20 protein-coding genes are annotated in these 19,149 nt (G+C 69.0%); 14 read left to right on the forward strand and 6 right to left on the reverse strand.

What is annotated here, in order from left to right; genetic code table 11:
* Nucleotides 1-448: 448 nt before the first annotated feature.
* Complete coding sequence (locus OG817_RS17640; RefSeq protein ID WP_396389954.1) at nt 449-1,231, reverse strand: ABC transporter ATP-binding protein; 783 nt, start codon at nt 1,229-1,231, stop codon at nt 449-451.
* A gap of 99 nt (nt 1,232-1,330) precedes the next feature.
* Here OG817_RS17640 and OG817_RS17645 point away from each other — a divergent pair, with 99 nt between their 5' ends.
* The 13 genes from OG817_RS17645 to OG817_RS17705 all read left to right on the forward strand — a co-directional run bounded on the left by OG817_RS17645 (nt 1,331) and on the right by OG817_RS17705 (nt 14,105).
* The gene (locus tag OG817_RS17645) at nt 1,331-2,065 is read left to right on the forward strand and encodes a hypothetical protein (RefSeq protein ID WP_406055975.1); all 735 of its coding nucleotides are present in this window, start codon (nt 1,331-1,333) and stop codon (nt 2,063-2,065) included.
* 53 nt (nt 2,066-2,118) lie between these two features.
* Nucleotides 2,119-3,336 (forward strand): phosphoserine phosphatase SerB, encoded by a 1,218-nt coding sequence (gene serB, locus OG817_RS17650; protein WP_406055977.1) that lies wholly within the window; start codon nt 2,119-2,121, stop codon nt 3,334-3,336.
* A gap of 56 nt (nt 3,337-3,392) precedes the next feature.
* Nucleotides 3,393-4,277 carry a GNAT family N-acetyltransferase gene (locus tag OG817_RS17655; RefSeq protein WP_406055979.1) on the forward strand — a complete coding sequence of 295 codons (885 nt, stop codon included), beginning with the start codon at nt 3,393-3,395 and terminating at the stop codon, nt 4,275-4,277.
* Nucleotides 4,278-4,427: 150 nt separating this feature from the next.
* Complete coding sequence (locus tag OG817_RS17660; protein WP_406055981.1) at nt 4,428-6,074, forward strand: P-loop ATPase, Sll1717 family; 1,647 nt, start codon at nt 4,428-4,430, stop codon at nt 6,072-6,074.
* A gap of 101 nt (nt 6,075-6,175) precedes the next feature.
* Nucleotides 6,176-7,246, forward strand: coding sequence for a cyanophycinase (locus OG817_RS17665; protein ID WP_406055983.1), 1,071 nt, complete (start codon nt 6,176-6,178; stop codon nt 7,244-7,246).
* A gap of 6 nt (nt 7,247-7,252) precedes the next feature.
* Nucleotides 7,253-10,054 carry a cyanophycin synthetase gene (gene cphA, locus OG817_RS17670; RefSeq protein ID WP_406055985.1) on the forward strand — a complete coding sequence of 934 codons (2,802 nt, stop codon included), beginning with the start codon at nt 7,253-7,255 and terminating at the stop codon, nt 10,052-10,054.
* The gene (locus OG817_RS17675) at nt 10,051-10,350 is read left to right on the forward strand and encodes a glycoside hydrolase family 99-like domain-containing protein (protein WP_406055987.1); all 300 of its coding nucleotides are present in this window, start codon (nt 10,051-10,053) and stop codon (nt 10,348-10,350) included. Before cphA ends, OG817_RS17675 begins: the two co-directional genes overlap by 4 nt.
* The gene (locus tag OG817_RS17680; RefSeq protein WP_406055989.1) at nt 10,329-10,724 is read left to right on the forward strand and encodes a hypothetical protein; all 396 of its coding nucleotides are present in this window, start codon (nt 10,329-10,331) and stop codon (nt 10,722-10,724) included. The genes OG817_RS17675 and OG817_RS17680 overlap by 22 nt, the downstream gene beginning before the upstream one ends.
* A gap of 27 nt (nt 10,725-10,751) precedes the next feature.
* Nucleotides 10,752-10,949 carry a glycoside hydrolase family 99-like domain-containing protein gene (locus OG817_RS17685; RefSeq protein WP_406055991.1) on the forward strand — a complete coding sequence of 66 codons (198 nt, stop codon included), beginning with the start codon at nt 10,752-10,754 and terminating at the stop codon, nt 10,947-10,949.
* Between the two features lie 28 nt (nt 10,950-10,977).
* A complete protein-coding gene (locus tag OG817_RS17690) occupies nt 10,978-11,493 on the forward strand; it encodes a copper chaperone PCu(A)C (RefSeq protein WP_406055993.1) in 516 nt (171 codons plus the stop codon).
* A 128-nt stretch (nt 11,494-11,621) separates the two neighbouring features.
* Entirely contained in the window at nt 11,622-12,731 is a 1,110-nt protein-coding gene (locus OG817_RS17695; RefSeq protein WP_406055995.1) for a Dyp-type peroxidase, read from the forward strand.
* Between the two features lie 55 nt (nt 12,732-12,786).
* On the forward strand, nt 12,787-13,317 hold the full coding sequence (locus tag OG817_RS17700) for a SigE family RNA polymerase sigma factor (protein WP_406055997.1): 531 nt from the start codon (nt 12,787-12,789) through the stop codon (nt 13,315-13,317).
* Nucleotides 13,314-14,105, forward strand: coding sequence for a hypothetical protein (locus OG817_RS17705; protein WP_406055999.1), 792 nt, complete (start codon nt 13,314-13,316; stop codon nt 14,103-14,105). The genes OG817_RS17700 and OG817_RS17705 overlap by 4 nt, the downstream gene beginning before the upstream one ends.
* A gap of 50 nt (nt 14,106-14,155) precedes the next feature.
* Here OG817_RS17705 and OG817_RS17710 read toward each other — a convergent pair whose 3' ends face one another.
* The 5 genes from OG817_RS17710 to OG817_RS17730 all read right to left on the reverse strand — a co-directional run bounded on the left by OG817_RS17710 (nt 14,156) and on the right by OG817_RS17730 (nt 18,552).
* Entirely contained in the window at nt 14,156-15,013 is an 858-nt protein-coding gene (locus tag OG817_RS17710; RefSeq protein WP_406056001.1) for a hypothetical protein, read from the reverse strand.
* Nucleotides 15,014-15,048: 35 nt separating this feature from the next.
* Nucleotides 15,049-16,734 (reverse strand): Mur ligase family protein, encoded by a 1,686-nt coding sequence (locus tag OG817_RS17715; protein ID WP_406056003.1) that lies wholly within the window; start codon nt 16,732-16,734, stop codon nt 15,049-15,051.
* A 5-nt stretch (nt 16,735-16,739) separates the two neighbouring features.
* Nucleotides 16,740-17,516: an enoyl-ACP reductase FabI gene (fabI, locus tag OG817_RS17720; protein ID WP_406056005.1), complete on the reverse strand. Its 777-nt coding sequence runs from the start codon at nt 17,514-17,516 to the stop codon at nt 16,740-16,742.
* Between the two features lie 21 nt (nt 17,517-17,537).
* The gene (gene fabG / locus OG817_RS17725) at nt 17,538-18,242 is read right to left on the reverse strand and encodes a 3-oxoacyl-[acyl-carrier-protein] reductase (RefSeq protein ID WP_360439545.1); all 705 of its coding nucleotides are present in this window, start codon (nt 18,240-18,242) and stop codon (nt 17,538-17,540) included.
* Nucleotides 18,243-18,339: 97 nt separating this feature from the next.
* Nucleotides 18,340-18,552 carry a dodecin gene (locus OG817_RS17730; protein WP_131352382.1) on the reverse strand — a complete coding sequence of 71 codons (213 nt, stop codon included), beginning with the start codon at nt 18,550-18,552 and terminating at the stop codon, nt 18,340-18,342.
* A gap of 73 nt (nt 18,553-18,625) precedes the next feature.
* On the opposite strand from OG817_RS17730, the gene OG817_RS17735 reads away from it, so the two are divergent.
* Nucleotides 18,626-18,985 carry a DUF3099 domain-containing protein gene (locus OG817_RS17735; RefSeq protein WP_406056007.1) on the forward strand — a complete coding sequence of 120 codons (360 nt, stop codon included), beginning with the start codon at nt 18,626-18,628 and terminating at the stop codon, nt 18,983-18,985.
* Nucleotides 18,986-19,149: the final 164 nt, after the last annotated feature.

Here is a 19,149-nt window from a genome sequence, read left to right on the forward strand (position 1 = left end):
GTCTGGTGGGCTGACCCAGGAGCGGGTGGGTTGGCCAAGCGCACGCGGCTGGCCGACCCACCATCTCCCTGGCCCACCCACCAGACGAGGCGGGGCGGCGGACGGGGCGGGGGCAGCGGCACGGCAGGGCGGGGCGGCGGGGCGGGCGGACGCGGTGGGGTTGGGGCGGCAGTGCGGCCGGGCGGGGGCGGCGGGGCGGCGGCGCGGGCGGACGCGGTGGGGTTGGGGCGGCAGTGCGGCCGGGCGGGGGCGGCGGGGCGGCGGCGCGGGCGGACGCGGTGGGGTTGGGGCGGCAGTGCGGCCGGGCGGGGGCGGCGGGGCGGGCGGACGCGGTGGGGTTGGGGCGGCAGTGCGGCCGGGCGGGGGCGGCGGGGCGGGCGGACGCGGTGGGGTTGGGGCGGCAGTGCGGCCGGGCGGGGGCGGCGGGGTGGTTGGGTTGGGGTTGGGGTCAGAGTGCGCGGGCGGTGTATCTGCCGTCTTCGTGGTTGAGGGAGAGGGCGAGGTCGAAGGTGTCGCTCAAGGTTTGGGCGGTGAGGGCCTCGGCGATCGGGCCGGCCGAGACGATCCGGCCCTGCTTGAGCAGGAGCGCGTGGGTGAAGCCGGGCGGGATCTCCTCGACGTGGTGGGTGACGAGGACCATCGCCGGGGCACCGACCGCGGTCGCGATCGAGCTGAGTGAGCGCACCAGCTGCTCACGACCGGTCAGGTCGAGACCCGCAGCCGGCTCGTCCATCAGCATCAGCTCGGGATCGGTCATCAGGGCACGGGCGATCTGCACCCGCTTCCGCTCCCCCTCCGACAGCGTGCCGAACGTGCGCTCGCTCAGGTGCGCGATGCCGAGCTCGGCCAGCAACTCCTTGGCTCGCTGGTGATCCAGCTCGTCGTACTCCTCCCGCCAGCGACCGAGTACGGCGTACGACGCGGAGACGACGACATCCGCGACCCGCTCACCCCTGGGGAGGCGGTCGGCCAATGCTGCACTGGTGAGTCCGATCCGCGGCCGCAGTTCGAAGACGTCGACCGCACCGAGCACCTCACCGAGCAGTCCGGCGACACCTGCGGTCGGGTGGATCTGGGCGGCGAGGATCTGCAGCAGGGTCGTCTTGCCGGCACCGTTCGGTCCGATCACCACCCACCGATCGGCCTCGTCTACGGTCCAGTCGATCCCGTCGAGCAGAAGCGCGTTACCGCGGACGATCGACACCCCGGCCAGCTCCACCACTGCAGTCATGCCCCAAAACCTACGGGGTGGCTCCGCGTGCCCGGTACCCACCCTGGACCTGCCTGGCCGGAGTCGTCCGGCTGGTGTAATGGTGGGACACTGTCGGGCGTGCTGACCACCTCCGCCTCGGTCCGGTTCACCGTCTGGACGAACGCGATGCTGACCGGTGCCTGCGATCCCGACACCGCCGCCCAGAAGATCCTCGGCGACGACGTCGGGCACCACGTCGCGGGTCTGACCGGACATCCGGACCCGGCCACTCTCCCGGTCGCACTGAACCTCTTGCGTGCCGCCGGCGCGACCCAGGCCCACCTGGCACTGCCGGTTCCGGGTGACCCGATCGGACTCGCCGGTCCGCCGCCGTTCAACGAGGCCGCCTTGGAGACGGGTGAGGCCGTCGTACTGTCAGGGGCTGAGATCGGGCTGGTTCCGGCGTACGTCGGTCCGGCGGTGCAGTGGAGTGTGATGCCGGCGACAAGTCCGCTACCGGCCGACATCGGCGAGGCGGACCGTGGTCTGCGGCTCGCCCTGATCGAGGCTGCGGACTCACTGGCCGCACTCGACGTCGCGCGCTGGAAGCCCGAGGTCGCGGACGCGCTGATCGACATCCGCAAGATCGGCAGCGGCCGGAACGACGACCTTGCCCCGGGCTACCAACCTCGCGCGGTGAAGGCGGCCGCGACCGCCCGGCGGTGCCTGGCCATCGCGGACGCCGCGCTCGAGGACGACGGCGCGGCGGTCACCGGCGCCGAGGCCGACGCTCGCCGCCGGGCGCTGCTCGACCTCGCCGCCGCGGCCCGGCGCGCGTTGGTCGCGGCCTGCGCGCCTCCTGTTCACGCCTGAGATATGGACCGGACAGCAGACCGACAGGTGATTTGGGTAGCGTCGGTGCTGCGATGACAGAAGAGGCTGAGCTCGAGAAGCATTCACCCGATCGACCGACCGTGCTGGTCACCCTGACCGGCACCGACCGGCCCGGGCTGACGTCGGCCGTACTCTCGACGATCGCGACCCGCGGCCTCGAGGTGATCGACGCGGAGCAGGTCGTACTCCGGGGCCGGCTGGTTCTCGGCGTACTGCTGTCGGCACCGCGTGACCACAAGGACCTGAAAGAGGAACTGAAGGTGCTGGCCGACGTCCTCGACGTCGACATCTCGGTCAAGAAGGGTGTCGGCGACAACGAGCCGCGGCGCAAGGGCCGCAGCCAGGTGACCGTGATCGGGCATCCGTTGTCCGCGGCCGGGCTGGCCGCGATCGCCGGCCGGATCGCAGACACCGGCGCGAACATCGACCGGATCAGCCGGATGGCGCGGTACCCGGTGACCGCGATGGAGATCGCCGTCTCCGGTGCCGACTCGGACACGCTGCGTACCGTGCTCGCGCTGGAGGGTGTCCGCCAGGGTCTCGACGTCGCGGTGCAGGACGGCGGCCTGTACCGCCGGGCCAAGCGGCTGATCGTGATGGACGTCGACTCGACGCTGATCCAGGGCGAGGTCATCGAGATGCTCGCCGGGCACGCGGGCCGGCTGGAGGAGGTCGCGGCCGTCACGGAGCAGGCGATGCGCGGCGAGCTCGACTTCGCCGAGTCACTGCGGCACCGGGTCTCCAAGCTGGAGGGCCTGCCCGCGTCCGCGCTCGACGAGGTGTACGACGCGATCCAGCTGGCGCCCGGCGCGCGGACGCTGGTGCGGACGCTCAAGCGGCTGGGGTACAAGTTCGCGATCGTCAGCGGCGGGTTCAGCCAGATCACGGGCAAGCTGGTCGCGGAGCTCGGCATCGACTACGCGCAGGCGAACGAGCTGGAGATCGTCGACGGCAAGCTCACCGGCCGGCTGATCGGCGAGATCGTCGACCGGGCCGGCAAGGCGACCGCGCTGCGGCGGTTCGCCGCACAGTCCGGTACGCCGCTGTCCCAGACAGTCGCGATCGGTGACGGCGCCAACGACCTCGACATGCTCGCCGCGGCCGGTCTCGGCGTCGCGTTCAACGCCAAGCCGGTCGTCCGCGCGGCCGCCGACACGCACCTGAGCGTGCCGTACCTGGACACGATCCTGTACCTGCTGGGCATCAGCCGCGAGGAAGTGGAAGCCGCGGACGCGGACAACCCGGCCTGACTGCAACATCCGGCCGGGAGATTCCCACAGACACGCGGGTGCGGGAAGATCGCGACATGGAGCTTTCCACCCGGCCCGCGACACCCGACGACGCGGGCGCCATGTACCAGGTGGTCGCTGCCAGCGAGCAGGACTGGCACCGTCAGGTCGAGGCGATTCCGGACCAGGTCGCGGCGGACCTGCGCCGCCCCGGGCTGAATCCTGAGCGCGACACCCTCGTCGTGCACGCGGAGAACGGCGATCTGGCCGGCTGGGTCTGGCTCCACCTGGGCAAACGCGCCCAGGTCGCCGTCCACCCGTCGTACCGCGGACGCGGGATCGGGACGATGCTGCTCGACTGGATCGAGGCTCGGTCCCGTGCGGCCGGGAGCGAGTGGGTCGCCCAGACCGTGGACGACGCGGACAAGGCCGGCGCCGACCTGCTCCGGTCCCGCGGGTACGAGGTGCTCGCGACGAACTGGCTGCTCGTGCGGTCGATCGACGTACCCGCGGCTCCGGAACTGTCGGCTGGGGTCAGGCTGGACAGCTACGAGCCGGCGCGGGCGCACGACGTGCATGAGCTGGTCGAGGACGCGTTCTCCGCCTTCCAACCACGCCGGAAGTCCTTCGAGGAGTGGAGGCAGCTGACCGTCGAGCGGCCCAGCTTCCTGCCCGAGGTGTCGACACTGGCGTACGCCGGGGACGAGCTGGTCGGCGCAGTGCTCGCGCTCGACCTCCCGGACAGCGGCGAGGGGTACGTCGAGCAGCTCGCGGTCCGGGCCGACCAGCGGAACAAGGGCATCGCCCGCGCGATGCTCGACCAGACCTGCGCCGAGTTCGCCCGGCTCGGGCGCGACAGCTGCATCCTCTGGACCCACTCCGGAACCGGCGCCCTCGCCATGTACGAACACCTCGGCATGCACGTACGCCGCAGTACGACGGTGTATCGCGCGCCGATCTGACACGAGCCATGCGCATCAGCCGAACGGAGACCGGCGCGTCTATTAATTGCGAACGATAGGTAGCGGGAACGTTACACGCTGCCCCCTTCCCCCGGTAACTGTCTGTGCTTAACATTCAGCCACTGGCGTGTATCAGACGGTGGGGGAAAAATGACACGCAGTAGGCACGCTCCGCGTCTCAGCTCAGGATTCTCTCTCGGCGGACAGCAGGCGGAGGCCGACCCGCTTCTCGAGGAAGCCTTCGACGAAACGAACCAATACAAGGCCATCTCGTCCAGGGACGATCATCGGTGCTTCATCATCGGACGAACGGGTAGTGGCAAGTCGGCGCTCCTTCGGCGATTGGAGTACGAATACCCGGACCATGTCATCCGCATCAGCCCGGAAGACCTGTCCCTGACCTATGTAGCCGATCTCCAGTCGGTCCGGTGGCTGAGCGAGCACGAAGTACACCTGGACCCGTTCTTCGTTGCACTGTGGAAACATGTTCTGCTGGTCGAGATCATCAAGCACCGCTACCAGGTCGACTCATCGGCCGGCAAGCAAAACTTCCTTGCCCTACTGGCCGACAGGCTCAAGCGCGACAAAAGCCAGACGGAAGCTCTGAAGTATCTCGAGGACTTCCAGGGCAAATTCTGGTGCGAAGCAGATGAACGCGTCCGGCAGATCGCCGATCGCTTCGAGTCCCGGATCAACGGTGCCGGCTCGTTCGACGCCAAACTCGTGAAGGCCTCGGCAGGCGGCGCGATCACCGCCACCCAGGCGAGCAAGATCGAGATCGTCAACCGCTACCAGAGAATCGTCAACGCGACTCAACTGCCACGACTCAACCAGATGATCAAGGTACTCGACGAGGACATCCTCGAGTCCCGCCAGAACTTCACCTTCATCCTCATTGACGATCTGGACCAGGACTGGGCCGACGACTCGGTCGTCAACGCTCTCATCCGGTGTCTCTTCCGAGCGGTTTCCGACCTGCAGCGCGTGCAGAACCTGAAGGTCCTCGTCGCACTCCGGACGAACATCTTCGAGGCCCTCGACTTCGGTCGGCGGACCGGCGGACAGGAGGAGAAGTTCCGCGCCTTGTCGATGCGCCTGCGGTGGTCGTCGGCCGATCTCGAGGCCATGCTGGACGAACGCGTCCGGGCAGCCGCAGCCCCACGCGACCTGGGTTTGGCAACGGTTCGTCACCTGCTGCCGTCGACGAACAAGGCGCGCGGCGACCCACTGACTTTCATCCTCCGCCGCACGCTGATGAGACCTCGAGACGCCATTGCCTATCTCAATGAATGTCTCGAGGGGACCGTCGACAACCCCAGAATCACCTGGGAGCGGATCAGAGCAGCCGAATCCCCGTACTCACACGACCGAAGACTCGCGCTGCGCGATGAATGGAAACCCACCTATCCGGGAATCGATGAGGTGCTTTCCACTTTCGAAGGAAGGCCGTACAAGTTGTCCCGAGCTCAAATGTCCGCGGCCTTGGACGACATCGCGACGCTGGCCGCGGACCACGCATTCGTCGGGGCCAGTTGGCTCTGCCGGCTGACCGCTGAGATCTGGAATCCCGAGCCCTGCGTCTGGACCGACAAGTACAAGGACGTCATCGGGCTCCTGTTCGACATCGGCTTCATCGGATGCGTCGGGACCGGTGGTCAGCCGGTCTTCAGCCACGACGACCCGGACTACCTCGATCGACCGTCGAAACTCGCTCGCACCACCTCCTTCGTCGTACATCCGGCCTTCCGGAACGCGTTGGACATGACGACTCCCGCTCGTCAGCGGCAGCGCTTGTAGTACATCTGACTCCGGCTCGTCGAGCTCGTCGGCCCTGGTCCCCGGTCGACGTCGCTGCCCGGATTGCGCTTCCGGACGGGGTGAGCACCTATCCTTCGGCTATGTCTGATCTGCCGGGTGGGCCGGGAGCCCTGTTCGCCATTGGTGGCGCCGAGGACAAGCTGAAGAAACGGACGGTCCTGCAGGAGTTCGTCGAGTCGGCCGGTGGATCCAAGGCCCGGATCGTGGTCGTGCCGACCGCGTCCGCGCTCGGGCCTGACGTCGTCGACGTGTACCACGCCCTGTTCGCCGCCCTCGGCGCCGCGAGCGTCGTCGGAGTCCGCCCGGAGAACCGCGAGGACGCCGATGATCCGGCGTTCCTCGAGCCGCTGGACGACGCGACCGGCATCTTCATGACCGGCGGCAACCAGCTCAAACTTGCCGGTGTCGTCACCGGCACGGCGTTCGGCCGCGCGGTCACCGCCGCCCACGCCCGTGGCGCAACCGTCGGCGGTACGTCGGCCGGCGCGAGCATCCTGGCCGAGCACATGATCGCGTTCGGCCGGTCGGGCGCGACCCCGCGGCAGCGGATGAGCCAGCTGTCCGGTGGTCTCGGCCTGGTCCAGGGTGCGATCGTCGACCAGCACTTCGCCCAGCGGAACCGGTACGGCCGGCTGCTGTCGCTGGTCGCCCAGTCCCCCGGCCTGCTCGGCATCGGCGTCGACGAGGACACGGCCGCCGTTGTCCGCGGCACTCACCTGGAGGTCGTCGGCCGCGGCGCGGTGACGATCTTCGACGGCAGCCGGATCGCGTCCAACGCCCACTACGCCAAGCGATCCGAGCCGATTCTCGCGTCCGGCGTCGTACTGCATGTGCTCCCGGCGACCGCGACGTTCGACCTGGAGGCTCGGGTGCTGCTGTCGTACGGCCCGCAGCCGCCGGCCGAGGAGATCGCCGAGCTCGAGGCCGCCGAGGCAGACCTGCAGAAGCTGGCGAGGGAGATCGCGGCCGAGGGGGTCTCACCCAAGTACTACGCGGATCGCAAGCGGCGAGCGGGACGTCGTACGGCGCAGGCTGAACGGGCGGCCGGCAGATCATCGGCGGCCGGGGAGTCCAGACCGGAGGCGACCGAGCCGTTCACGGCCGGCGCCCATCTCGACGACCCCTCCGACCGCACGCCGCCATCAGAGTAGGACCGAATGACTGACACTGCCGCAACGCACGGGGCGCCCAGCCCGGACCTGAAGATCATCGAGACCCGCGTCTACCGCGGGCCGAACATGTGGAGCTACGACCCGGCCATCCACCTGGTCGTGGACCTCGGATCGCTGGAGAACTTCCCGTCGAACACCATCCCCGGCTTCACCGAGAAGCTGCTGGAATACCTGCCCCGGCTCGACCAGCACCACTGCTCGCGCGGCCGCAGAGGCGGTTTCATCGAGCGGCTGCAGGAGGGCACCTGGCTGGGCCACATCGCCGAGCACGTGTCGCTGCAGCTCCAGCAGGAGGCCGGACACGACATGCGGCGGGGCAAGACCCGCCAGGTCAAGGGCATGCCCGGCCGCTACAACATCACCTACGCGTACGCCGACGAGGCGGTCGGACTGGCCGCCGGTGAACTCGCCGTGCGGTTCGTGAACAACCTGGTGCAGCCGGCTCCGGACTTCGACTTCACCACCGAGCTGGAGAAGTTCATCAAGCAGGCCGAGCGGACCGCGTTCGGCCCGTCGACGCAGGCGATCGTGGACGAGGCGGTGTCCCGCGACATCCCGTGGATCCGGCTGAACAAGGCCAGCCTGGTCCAGCTCGGCCAAGGAGTGCACGCCAAGCGGATCCGGGCGACGATGACCTCGGAGACCGGGTCCATCGCGGTCGACGTCGCCAGCGACAAGGACCTGACCACTCGGCTGCTCGCCTCGGCCGGCCTACCGGTGCCGCGGTCGGAGTCGGTACGCACGGTCGACGAGGCGGTCACGGTCGCACACAAGATCGGGTACCCGGTCGTCTGCAAGCCGCTCGACGGCAACCACGGCCGCGGCGTCTGCCTGAACCTGCAGGACGCGGACGAGCTGCGGGAGGCGTTCCCCATCGCGGCCGAACAGTCCCGCCGCGGCTGGGTGATCGTGGAGAACTTCGTTACCGGCAAGGACTACCGGTGCCTGATCATCAACGGCCGGATGGAGGCGATCGCCGAACGCGTGCCCGCGCACGTGGTCGGCGACGGCATCCACACCGTCGCCGAACTGGTCGACATCACCAACGCCGATCCGCGCCGCGGTGTCGGGCACGAGAAGATCCTGACCCGGATCACCGTGAACGCGGCCGCGCGTGAGCTCGTCCGGAGCCAGGGTTTCGAGCTGGACGACGTACCGCCGGAAGACGAGATGGTGAAGCTCACGCTGACCGGCAACATGTCCACCGGCGGGATCTCGATCGACCGGACCTTCGAGGCGCACCCGGAGAACGTCGAGATCGCCGAGGAGGCGGCCCGGATGATCGGGCTCGACATCGCCGGCATCGACTTCATCTGCCCGGACATCACCCAGCCGGTGCGCGAGACCGGTGGCGCGATCTGCGAGGTGAACGCGGCGCCCGGGTTCCGGATGCACACCAACCCGACGATCGGCGAACCGCAGTACATCGCCAAGCCTGTCGTCGACATGCTGTTCCCGCCGGGCGCGACCAGCCGGATCCCGATCGTCGCGGTGACCGGGACCAACGGCAAGACCACCACGGCGCGGATGATCAGCCACGTCTTCAAGGGGATGGGCCGCAAGGTCGGGATGACCTCGACCGACGGCATCGTGATCGACGAGCGGCTGGTGATCCGTTCCGACGCGTCCGGGCCGAAGTCCGCCCGGATGGTGCTGCAGAACCCGCGGGTCGACTTCGCCGTGTTCGAGGTGGCGCGCGGCGGGATCCTGCGCGAGGGGCTCGGGTACGAACGCAACGATGTCGCCGTCGTGCTGAACATCCAGCCCGACCACCTCGGGATGCGCGGTGTCGACACGCTCGAGCAGCTCGCGGACGTGAAGGCGGTTCTGGTCGAGGCCGTGCCGCGGACCGGGTACGCCGTACTGAACGCCGACGACCCGCTGGTGCGGAAGATGCGGCGGAAGTGCTCCGGGCAGGTGGTGTGGTTCAGCATGGCCGAGCCGGGCAGCGAGGTGCGCGACTACATCGAGGGGCACTGCCGTCGGGGTGGCCGAGCGGTCGTGCTGGAGCGGTCCGACCTGGGCGACATGATCGTGGTCAAGCACGGCCGGCGGTCGATGCAGCTGGCCTGGACACACTTGCTCCCGGCAACGTTCGGCGGGCGGGCGATGATGAACGTGCAGAACGCGATGGCCGCGGCGGCCGCCGGGTTCGCCGCCGGGGCGCCGCTGCACGACATCCGGCAGGGCCTGCGGACGTTCAACACGTCGTACTACCTGTCCCCCGGACGGCTCAACGAGATCGACGTCGACGGGCGCACGGTCATCGTCGACTACTGCCACAACGCGCCGGCGATGCGGATGCTCGGCGACTTCGTCGACCGGCTCGGCGAGAGCCTGAGCGCGTCGTCCGAGCTCGGCCGGCCGTCGCGGATCGGTGTGGTCGCAACCGCGGGCGACCGCCGCGACGACGACATCCGCGAGCTCGGTGAGGTCGCGGCGCAACACTTCGACGTGGTGATCGTCCGCGAGGACGCCCGGCTGCGGGGTCGCAAGCGCGGTGAGACCGCCGCGCTGGTCGAGGCCGGAGTACGGCGTGCGATGGAGAACGGAGCGCGCTGCCGCCAGATCGACATCGTGCTGGACGAGCTGGCCGCGATCCGGCACGCGCTGAGCCGATCCAACCCCGGCGATCTCGTCGTCCTGTGTGTCGACCAGCATCAGACCGTGCTGGCTGAGCTCGAGTCCGTCTCGCACCTGGCACAGGCCGGTGCGCGGTCGGGCGACGAAGGCGGTGATCCTGACTTCGTCCAGCCTGACGAGGAAGCCGAGGCTGCGCCGGAGTGAGGCCGACCGTTCTGGCGTACTACTTCCCCGATTGGCATCGGGATCCCCGCAACGCCGCGTGGTTCGGTGACGGGTGGACCGAGTGGGATTTGCTGAAGGCTGCTCGGCCTCGGTTCGAGAGTCATCGGCAGCCGCGGGTGCCGCTGCTGGGGTATCGGGACGAGTGTGATCCTGCGGTCGCTGCCTCGGACATCGACCTGGCGGCGTCGCACGGGATCGAGCGGTACTTCGCGCGGCCGAACTATCTGACGGTGGACGCCGGCTGTGGTTCACGGTGTACGACCTGGCGAACTTGATCGACGGGCTCGGTGGGGTCGAGGCGGCGCGGGACGCACTCGACTGGTTCCGCGAACGAGTGCGGTCGGCGGGGTTTCCCGGGCTGCATCTGGATGTCGTGTTGTGGAGCTCGGCGGTGATTCCGACGTCGGCCGAGTCGCCGCTGGTGGTCGATTGGGTGCGGGCGCTTGGGTTCGACTCAGGTACGTCGTACGTCTGGGTGCATCACCATGACGTCGGCGGATCGTCCTTTCCGACGGCATCGGTGGCTGAGCTGCGGGAGTCGGCGTTCGCGGAGTACGAGCGGTACGCCGGCCTGCTCGACGTGGACTTCCATCCGAACGTGACGGTCGGACGGGATCCCTCGCCTCGGACGGATCAGTCGCTCGAGTAGGTCGACGGGCGGTATTCGTGGACGTCGGTGTGGGATCAGAGTCCGGACGAGTTCGCGGCGGCGGTGGGGCAGGCGGTGGACTTCGTCGAGCGGTGGAAGCCGCGGTATCCGGTGATCACCGTGAACGCGTGGAACGAGTGGACCGACGGGTCGTACTTGTTGCCTGCCACAACGCATCGGCTCGGGTACCTCGAAGCCATTCGCGACATACTCGGAACTCACTGACGGTGGCGGTCGTTGGCTCTCCGTGAAGATGAAGTTGCTGGCGGCCACTATGGCTGTCGCCCTCCCGGTATTGCTGTCCTCCTGCGGCTCGTCCACTGCCACCCAGGAGGCGGCGGTGAGTACGCCGAGTGTGCTGGTCGAGGACGCCTGGGTGCGTGCCACCACCGGTGCCAAGGACACCACGATGACGGCCGCCTTCATGTCGCTGACGAACCCGGGCACGACCGATATCAAGTTGACCTCGGCAACTTCCCCGGTGGCCGGCCTGGTTCAGCTGCATGAGATGGCGGCGAAGAACGGCAAGATGGTGATGCAGGAGAAGCCCGGCGGCATCACCGTGCCGGCCACCTCGCACGCCCACCTCTCCCCCGGCGGCGACCACATCATGCTGATGGGCCTCAAGCAGCCCCTCGAGCCCGGCGACGAGCTTCCCCTCACCCTCACGTTCTCCGACCACACCAGCCACGACCTCACCGTCCCGGTCAAGTCCTTCACCGAGGAAGAAGATCACTACCACCCCACCGAGACCCCGCCCATCAAATGACCACCCCACCCCCACCCGCCGACCCGGCGACACCCCCACCCCCACCGGCCCCGCCGGCATCTCCCGCGCAAGGGCCGTCCAGGCGGCGGCTGTTCGGCTTTGCCGGTGCAGCAGTTGCGGGTGCAGCTGTGGTTGGTGGGGTGGTTGCCTTGGGCAAGGACGAGGTGGCTGTCGCGGCTGGTCGGAGTGTGGACCCGTACGGGGAGCATCAGCCCGGGATCGCGGCTGCTTCTCCTCGGCATGCGGAGTTGGTGGCGTTCGCCCTGAGGCCGGGCGTGGACAAGGCGACGCTCGGGCGGTTGATGCGGTTGTGGACCGGTGACATTGTTGCCTTGGCCAACGGGCGGGCGGCACCTGGGGACACCGCGCCGGAGTTGGCGACCGGCAACCTTGCGCTGACGACGACGGTTGGATTCGGGCCGCGGGTGTTCGAGCTGACCGGTGAGAAGCCGCCCGGGCTGGACGATCTGCCGGTGATGAAGCACGATCGGCTCGACCCCGGGTGGTCGGACGGCGATCTGCTGATCATGGTGGGCGCCGACGATCCCGTCAGCGTCGTACACGCCGTACGACGCCTGGTCGCGGACGCGAAGCCGTTCGCCACTCCCGCCTGGCGGCAGACCGGGTTCTGGAACGGCACCGGCTCCGACGGCCGACCCGTCACCGGCCGCAACCTCTTCGGTCAGGTCGACGGCACCGGCAATCCGGCCGTCGGTACGCCGGAGTTCGACACCATCGTGTGGTCGTCCGACGGTCCCGACTGGTTCCGCGGCGGTACGACGCTCGTCGTACGCCGGATCGGGATGAACCTCGACGCGTGGGACGAACTGACCCGCTCGGAGCAAGAACGCTCCGTCGGCCGCAAGCTCTCCACCGGTGCACCGCTGACCGGCACGGCCGAGCACGACGAACTCGATCTCGAAGCCCGGGGCCCTGACAGCCGCCTGGTGATCGCGGAGAACGCGCACGCCCGCCTCTCCCACCACTCCGAGAACGACGGCCGCCGGATCTTCCGCAAGGGCCTCAACTACGTCCAGGACACCGGCCCGGCCCGCGAATCCGGCCTGATCTTCCTCAGTCACCAGGCCGACATCGCCGCCCAGTTCCTCCCACTCCTTTTCCGCCTGGACGCGGCCGACGCCCTCAACGAGTGGACCACCACCGTCGGCTCGGCCGTCTTCGCCCTCCCACCCGGCTTCCAGCCCGGCACCTGGCTCGCCCAGAAACTCCTCGCCTGACCTGTCACCCTGAAACGCTGGCGACGGCGTTCGAGGGGGTGAGGAGTGGATGCCGATGAGAGCTGATCCGGTCGATGACGACTTCGACGCGTTCGTACGGGCGCGGTGGTCGACCACTGCGCGGCTGGCGTACGCGCTGACCCTGGACCACCAGAAAGCCGAGGATCTCGCCCAGGAGGCCTTTACCAAGCTGTGGTTCCACTGGCGCAAGGTGAGCGGTGGGAACCCCGAGGCGTACCTGCGGAAGATCGTCACCACCACGTTCCTGTCCGGCCGGCGCCGCCGCTGGACCGGCGAGCGCCCGACCGAGACGCCACCTGACACCGCGGTGGGCGCGGGCACGGCCCAGGTGGACGAGCGGCTCGCCCTCCGCGAAGCGATGGCCCGGCTGAGTCCGCGGCAACGCGCCGCCGTCTACCTGCGGTACGCCGAGGACCTGTCCGAGCGGTCCGTCGCCGACCTCCTCGGCTGCTCGGTCGGTGCGGTGAAGCAGCACACCCGCCGCGGACTCGACGCGCTCCGCACCGACCTTCATTTCGGCACACCTGACGAACTGGCCGACCTGGCCGGGAGAGGGATCGCATGACCGACGACCTGACCACGAAGCTCGCCGTACTGACCGACGACCGCCCCGAGCCGTCGGACCCCGCGGCTCCGATCCGGCTGCGGATCAAGCGCCGGCAGCGTCGCCGTCGGGGCACGGCCGCCATCCTGACTATGGCCGGCGTGACCGCCGCTGCCCTGGCCACCGGCCCCCTGCTCGACTCGATGCGGCCGTCCGAACCTGCCGTGGCCGGATTCGGGACTCCGTCGCCCGCCTCGGTCCAGCCGAGCACGCCGCAACTACCGAGCACGAAGACCACGCCGATCACCACTCCGACATCCGCAGCCGGTGATCACAACAAGATCCTGCCGCCACCGTGGTCGGCGGAGCGGTTCACCAAGATGCCGGACGCGAACGCCTACCGGCCGCACGCGTACTACGTCGCCAAGGGCATCATCCCGACCGAGTCCTGGGCGGTCCTGGTCTACTCCCGCGAAGGCTGCCTGGTCACCGACGAGGGACCTGCGGTCAGCTTCGGCCGGCCGCTCGTCTGCTTCGACCCACCGCTCAACGGCACGCACTGGGTGGTGCAGGGGTACGGCAAGGAGAAAGGCAGCACGACGATCGACGCCACCCTGGTGATGGGCTCGGCCCCGATCGGCGCCCGCAAGGTCCGCATCACCGCCGGCGGCAAGACCTACACCACCAACGCCGTCGCGACCCCGGCCACTGACACGCTGCGGTTCTTCGCGATCGTGATCCCACGACGCGACCTGACGGTCACCACCGTCCAGCCCCTCGACGCGAACGGCCACGCGATCAAACGCTGACCGACAGTCCGGGGAGGAGCCACCACCGGTTCCTCCCCAGGTGCCGTGGTTCAGGAGGCTTGTTCTTGGCGGCGGGCGAGGAGGCGGCGGCGGGGTTCGTCTCGGTCGATCCAGTCGAGGTCGTCGGACAGGACGGCGTCGTTGGACTTGTTGGCGTACGGGTCCGGTGGTGGCGGAGGCGGCGGCAAGGCGCGGAGCTTGAGGACCACCATCGGGATCGCCAGGAGTACGGCGAGCACCAGCCAGACGCCGTACTCGCGCAGGACCGGTTCGAAGGACTGGAAGAACGCGTCGGTGGCCGCGTCGGCGGTGTCGTTGGCGGACTGTGCGGCCGGCGCCCGATCGACGACCCGGATCGCGTTCACGATGCCGAAGGAGGCCAGGTAGAAGCCCGCCAGCGGCACCCAGAAGTACGCGGATCGCCAGCCGCGCCGCCAGCAGGCGACGTACAGAACGAGAGCCAGGCCGACCGCCACAAGCAGGCCGTTCAGCTGCCAGAGCCACCGCCACTCGTCCAACTGGTTCGCAGGCCGCACGGCGTACCACGCGATCGGCAGGGCGAGAGCGAAGGCGGCGACCACCGAGCTTCTGGTGCCCAGGGCACCGAACAGACCACCGACGGCGCTTGCCACCAGCAACGTGGTCAACTGCGACCGATCCGACCAGTCGTTGCCCGTCAGCCACCACAAGCCGGCGCCGACAGCCACGACCAGCGGCACGGTGATGCGCACCCGCGTGACCAGCAACCCGGCCAGCACGCCACCGGCGAACCCACCCAGAACCAGCAGATCCACCCGCTGCGGCACGAACATCGTCGCACCCTCCGGCAGACCCCTCAGGTACGTCGCGGAGAAGCCGGCCACGAACCAGGCGGCCACGGCGGCCGGGATCGACCACAGGTAGCGCATGACACCCCGTTCCCGCCCCAACCGCGGCGGAGGGGCTACCGCTGGGCTCTCTCGACCTTGGCTCTCAAGGTCTCCGGTGTGTCGACGGTAGCCCCCTCGGACCGCAACCAGGCGTCAAGACTCGCCCGATCCTGCAGAGACATCACCGCGACCACATCCCCGGCCTGCGCCTCCCCGACCAGCGCCTGCGCCGCCTCCAGCTCGGACGGGTACGCCGGTACGTCGTCCACGCCGACCGACGCGGCGCCCTCGCGGAACACCGCCTCCAGCTCGGACGGCGGCCGGCCGCGCAGGTAGTCGCTCTTGTGCCCGATCATCACCCGGTCGGCCGCCCGGGCCCCGATGGCGCCGAGCGCGGCGACCATGTCGTCGGCCCGGTCCCCCGGCGAACCGAGCGCCAGCAGCAACCGTCCGCCCGGCCGCCGGACGCCGTTCATGATCTCGAGCAGCGCCTCCAGGCCGGCCTCGTTGTGGGCGAGGTCGATCACGACGGTGAAGTCGCGCAGCGAGTACATGTTCATCCGGCCGGGGTTGTTCTCGTTCGGTGCGAACGTGCTCAGCCCTTCGATCACGGCCGCCCGCGGCAGCCCGAGGCCGAACGCCGCGGAGGCCGCTGCCAGCACGTTCTCGACGTTGTAGTGCGACAGGCCAGACAGCGTCATCGGTACGTCGACGACCTTCAGCAGCGGCTCCGGATCGGCCGCCTGGTCGAGCACGGTGATGAACCCGTCCAGGACGGTCGTCGCCCGCCCGCCCTCGTCGAGCACGCTCCGGATCGACGGCGAGTCGGGGTCGCGGGAGAACACCCAGCACTTGGCCGGCGAGCCGAGCCGCATCGCGAAGGTTCGCGGGTCGTCGCCGTTCACCACGCACCAGCCACGGGGCTTGGTGATCTGGGTGATGACCGCTTTCACCTCGGCCAACTGGTCGACCGTGTCGATCCCGCCCAGGCCGAGGTGGTCCGCGGTCACGTTGGTGACGACCGAGACGTCGTTCGAGGCCACGCCGACCCCGCGGCGCAGGATGCCGCCACGGGCCGTCTCGGTGACCGCGAGCTGGATGCCGGGCTGGGACAGCACCTGACCGGCCCCGCTCGGCCCGGAGAAGTCGCCGTACTTGACCAGCTTGCCGTCGAAGTAGACGCCGTCGGTGCTGGACCAACCGACGTGCAGACCGGCCGCACGACCGATGTGCGCGATCATCCGCGAGGTCGTGGTCTTCCCGTTCGTCCCGGTCACCGCCACCACCGGCACCTTGGGCCGGATCGTCGGCGGCGAGTTGCCGGGCGGCTCGTTGCGGACCCGGTCGCCGACCGTCGTGATCAGCTCGGTCAGATCCTCGGCGCCGAACGCGTCCAGCACCTCGACGATCGCGGCACCGAGCGCCCGCGCCCGCTCCTCGTGCGCCCACGGGAACGCCACCACAAGCCGGCGTACGTCGGACTCCGCACGGACCCGGACGCCGATCCGGCCGATCCCGGCCTCCCGCGCGATCCGTCGTACGACGTGACCCGCGACGCGGATCGCGAACCGCTGCCGGAACCCGGAGCCGATCCGCCCGGGCCGCGTGGTTCCCAGACCGATGGCCTGCCCGTACGCCTTCGCGGCCGGGGCCGGTGCGTCAACGAGTGCGGACACGTCGAGCGTCAGCTTGATGGCGGCACGACTGAAGTAGAGGTTGGCGCCGTCGAGGACCCGGAGCTCAACCAGAGAGGTAGCCACCGACCCTAGGCTCCCATCGCGTGGTAACCACCGTCGACGTGGATGATCTCGCCGGTGGTCGAGGGAAAGAAGTCGCTCAGCAGGGCGACGATGGTCCGGCCGGTCGGCTCGAGGTCGGTCGGGTCCCAACCCAGCGGCGCACGGTCCAGCCACGGCTCCTCGAACTTCTCGAACCCCGGGATCGCCTTCGCGGCCAGCGTCTTCAGCGGACCGGCCGAGACCAGGTTGCAGCGGATGCCCTGGGCACCGAGGTCGCGGGCCAGGTACCGGCTCGTGGACTCGAGGGCCGCCTTGGCGACTCCCATCCAGTCGTACCCGGGCCAGGCGACGGTCGCGTCGAAGGTCATCCCGACCACGCTGCCGCCACGGCTCATCAGCGGCGCACAGGTCACCGCGAGTGCCTTCAGCGAGTACGCCGAGACGTGCAGCGCCTGGGACACGTCATCCCACGGACCGTCCAGGAACTTCCCGCCGAGGATGGTCTCCGGGTTGCCGTACGCGATCGAGTGGACCACACCGTCAAGACCGTCGACGTGCTCGCGTACGGCGTCCGGCAGTGCGGCCAGGTGCTCGGCGTTGGTTACGTCCAGCTCGAGGACCGGCGGCTCCTGCGGCAGGCGTTTCGCGATGCGTCTGGTGATGCTGAGCGCCCGGCCGAAGTTGGAGATCAGCACGGTGGCGCCCTGCTCCTGCGCCACCTTGGCGGTCGCGAAACCGATCGAGGAGTCGAGCGTGACGCCCGCGACCAGGATGCGTTTGCCGTCGAGGATGCCCACCGGCATGCCCTTTCTCGAAAATGAACGTTAGTTGCCCATGCCGATGCCGCCGTCGACCGGGATCACCGCACCGGTGATGTAGCCGGCCTCGGGCGAGGCGAGCCAGCGGACCGCGTTCGCGATCTCCTCGGTCAGGCCGAAGCGGCCGAGCGGGATCTGGCTCAGGTACTGCTTCTGCGTCTCCTCCGGCAGGACCGCGGTCATGTCGGTCTCGACGAAGCCGGGGGCGACCACGTTCGCGGTGATGCCGCGGCTGCCGAGTTCGCGGGCGATCGAGCGGGACATACCGATCAGGCCCGACTTGCTGGCGGCGTAGTTCACCTGGCCGGGCGAGCCGAGCATGCCGACGACCGAGGAGATGAACACGATCCGGCCCTTGCGCAGCCGCAGCATGCCCTTGGCCGCCCGGCGGGCGACCCGGAACGCGCCGGTGAGGTTGGTCTGGATGACGGTGTCCCAGTCGTCGTCGGACATCCGCAGCAGCAGCGTGTCGCGGGTGACGCCGGCGTTGGCCACCAGCACCTCGACCGGACCGTGGGCCTCCTGGATCGCGTCGAACGCCGCGTCCACCTGCTCCTGGTCGGTGATGTCGCACTTGACCCCGAGGAAGCCCTCCGGCGGTGGGCTGGTGTTGTACGTGACGGCGACCTGGTCGCCGGCCTCCCGGAACGCGGTAGCGATCGCCAGCCCGATCCCCCGGCTGCCGCCGGTCACCAACACAGACCTGCTCACAAGCCCTCCTCACTCGTCACCAGTCGCACGAACGCTATCGCCCGCCGTCCGCCCATCCGGACGGCGGGTACTCACCGGACTGCCGCCGTACTGCGAATCAGGAGTCTTCGAGGCGGAAGCCGACCTTGAGGCCGACCTGGTAGTGGTCGATCTCGTTGTCGATGATGTGGCCGCGGATCTCGGTCACCTCGAACCAGTCCAGGTGCCGCAAGGTCTCACCGGCCCGGCTGACGGCGTTGGTGATGGCCTGGTTCAGGCCCTCTTTGGACGTGCCCACGATCTCTGTCACGCGGTAGGTGCGATCGGTCATCGAACGTTCCTTCCATCCTGCCTGCGCCCGGGCGGCCGGCGCGGCGTACCGTTGGTGTTGGTGAGGAGGATAGATGTCGAGACGTCATGAACGGACCGGCGAAACCGTCATCTCGGTGACGAATGCACAGCCGGGCCGATCCGAGGATCTGGACAGCCGGATCGCTCGGTACGCCTGGATGATGTCGATCCGCATCGTCTGCTTCGTGCTCGCCGTGCTCACTCCGTCGCCGTGGCGCTGGATGTTCGTCGTGGCTGCGGTGTTCCTGCCCTACATCGCGGTGGTGCTGGCGAACACGCAGCGCTCCTCCACGGTGTCCGGTGCCGCGCCGTTCATCGCCCCCGAGCGGCCTGCGATCGGCCCGCATCCCGGCGTCGTCACGCAGCCGGATCCGGACCCGGATACGGACCGGCCGATCGACACCGAAAAGTGATCTGTGCCGGGACTGGAAACTCGGACAGGATCCGTGTCAGAATCTCCCGCGTGCTCTGAAGTTCATGAGTGGAATTCAGGGACTTGATGCGGCGTCGGACGGCTCCCCCCGTGGCTGTCCGACGTCGCTTCATTTTGCCCACACTTTGATTATTGAGTGGTCAG

It is taken from the genome of Kribbella sp. NBC_00889, from assembly GCF_045207705.1.
Classification (GTDB): Bacteria; Actinomycetota; Actinomycetes; order Propionibacteriales; family Kribbellaceae; genus Kribbella.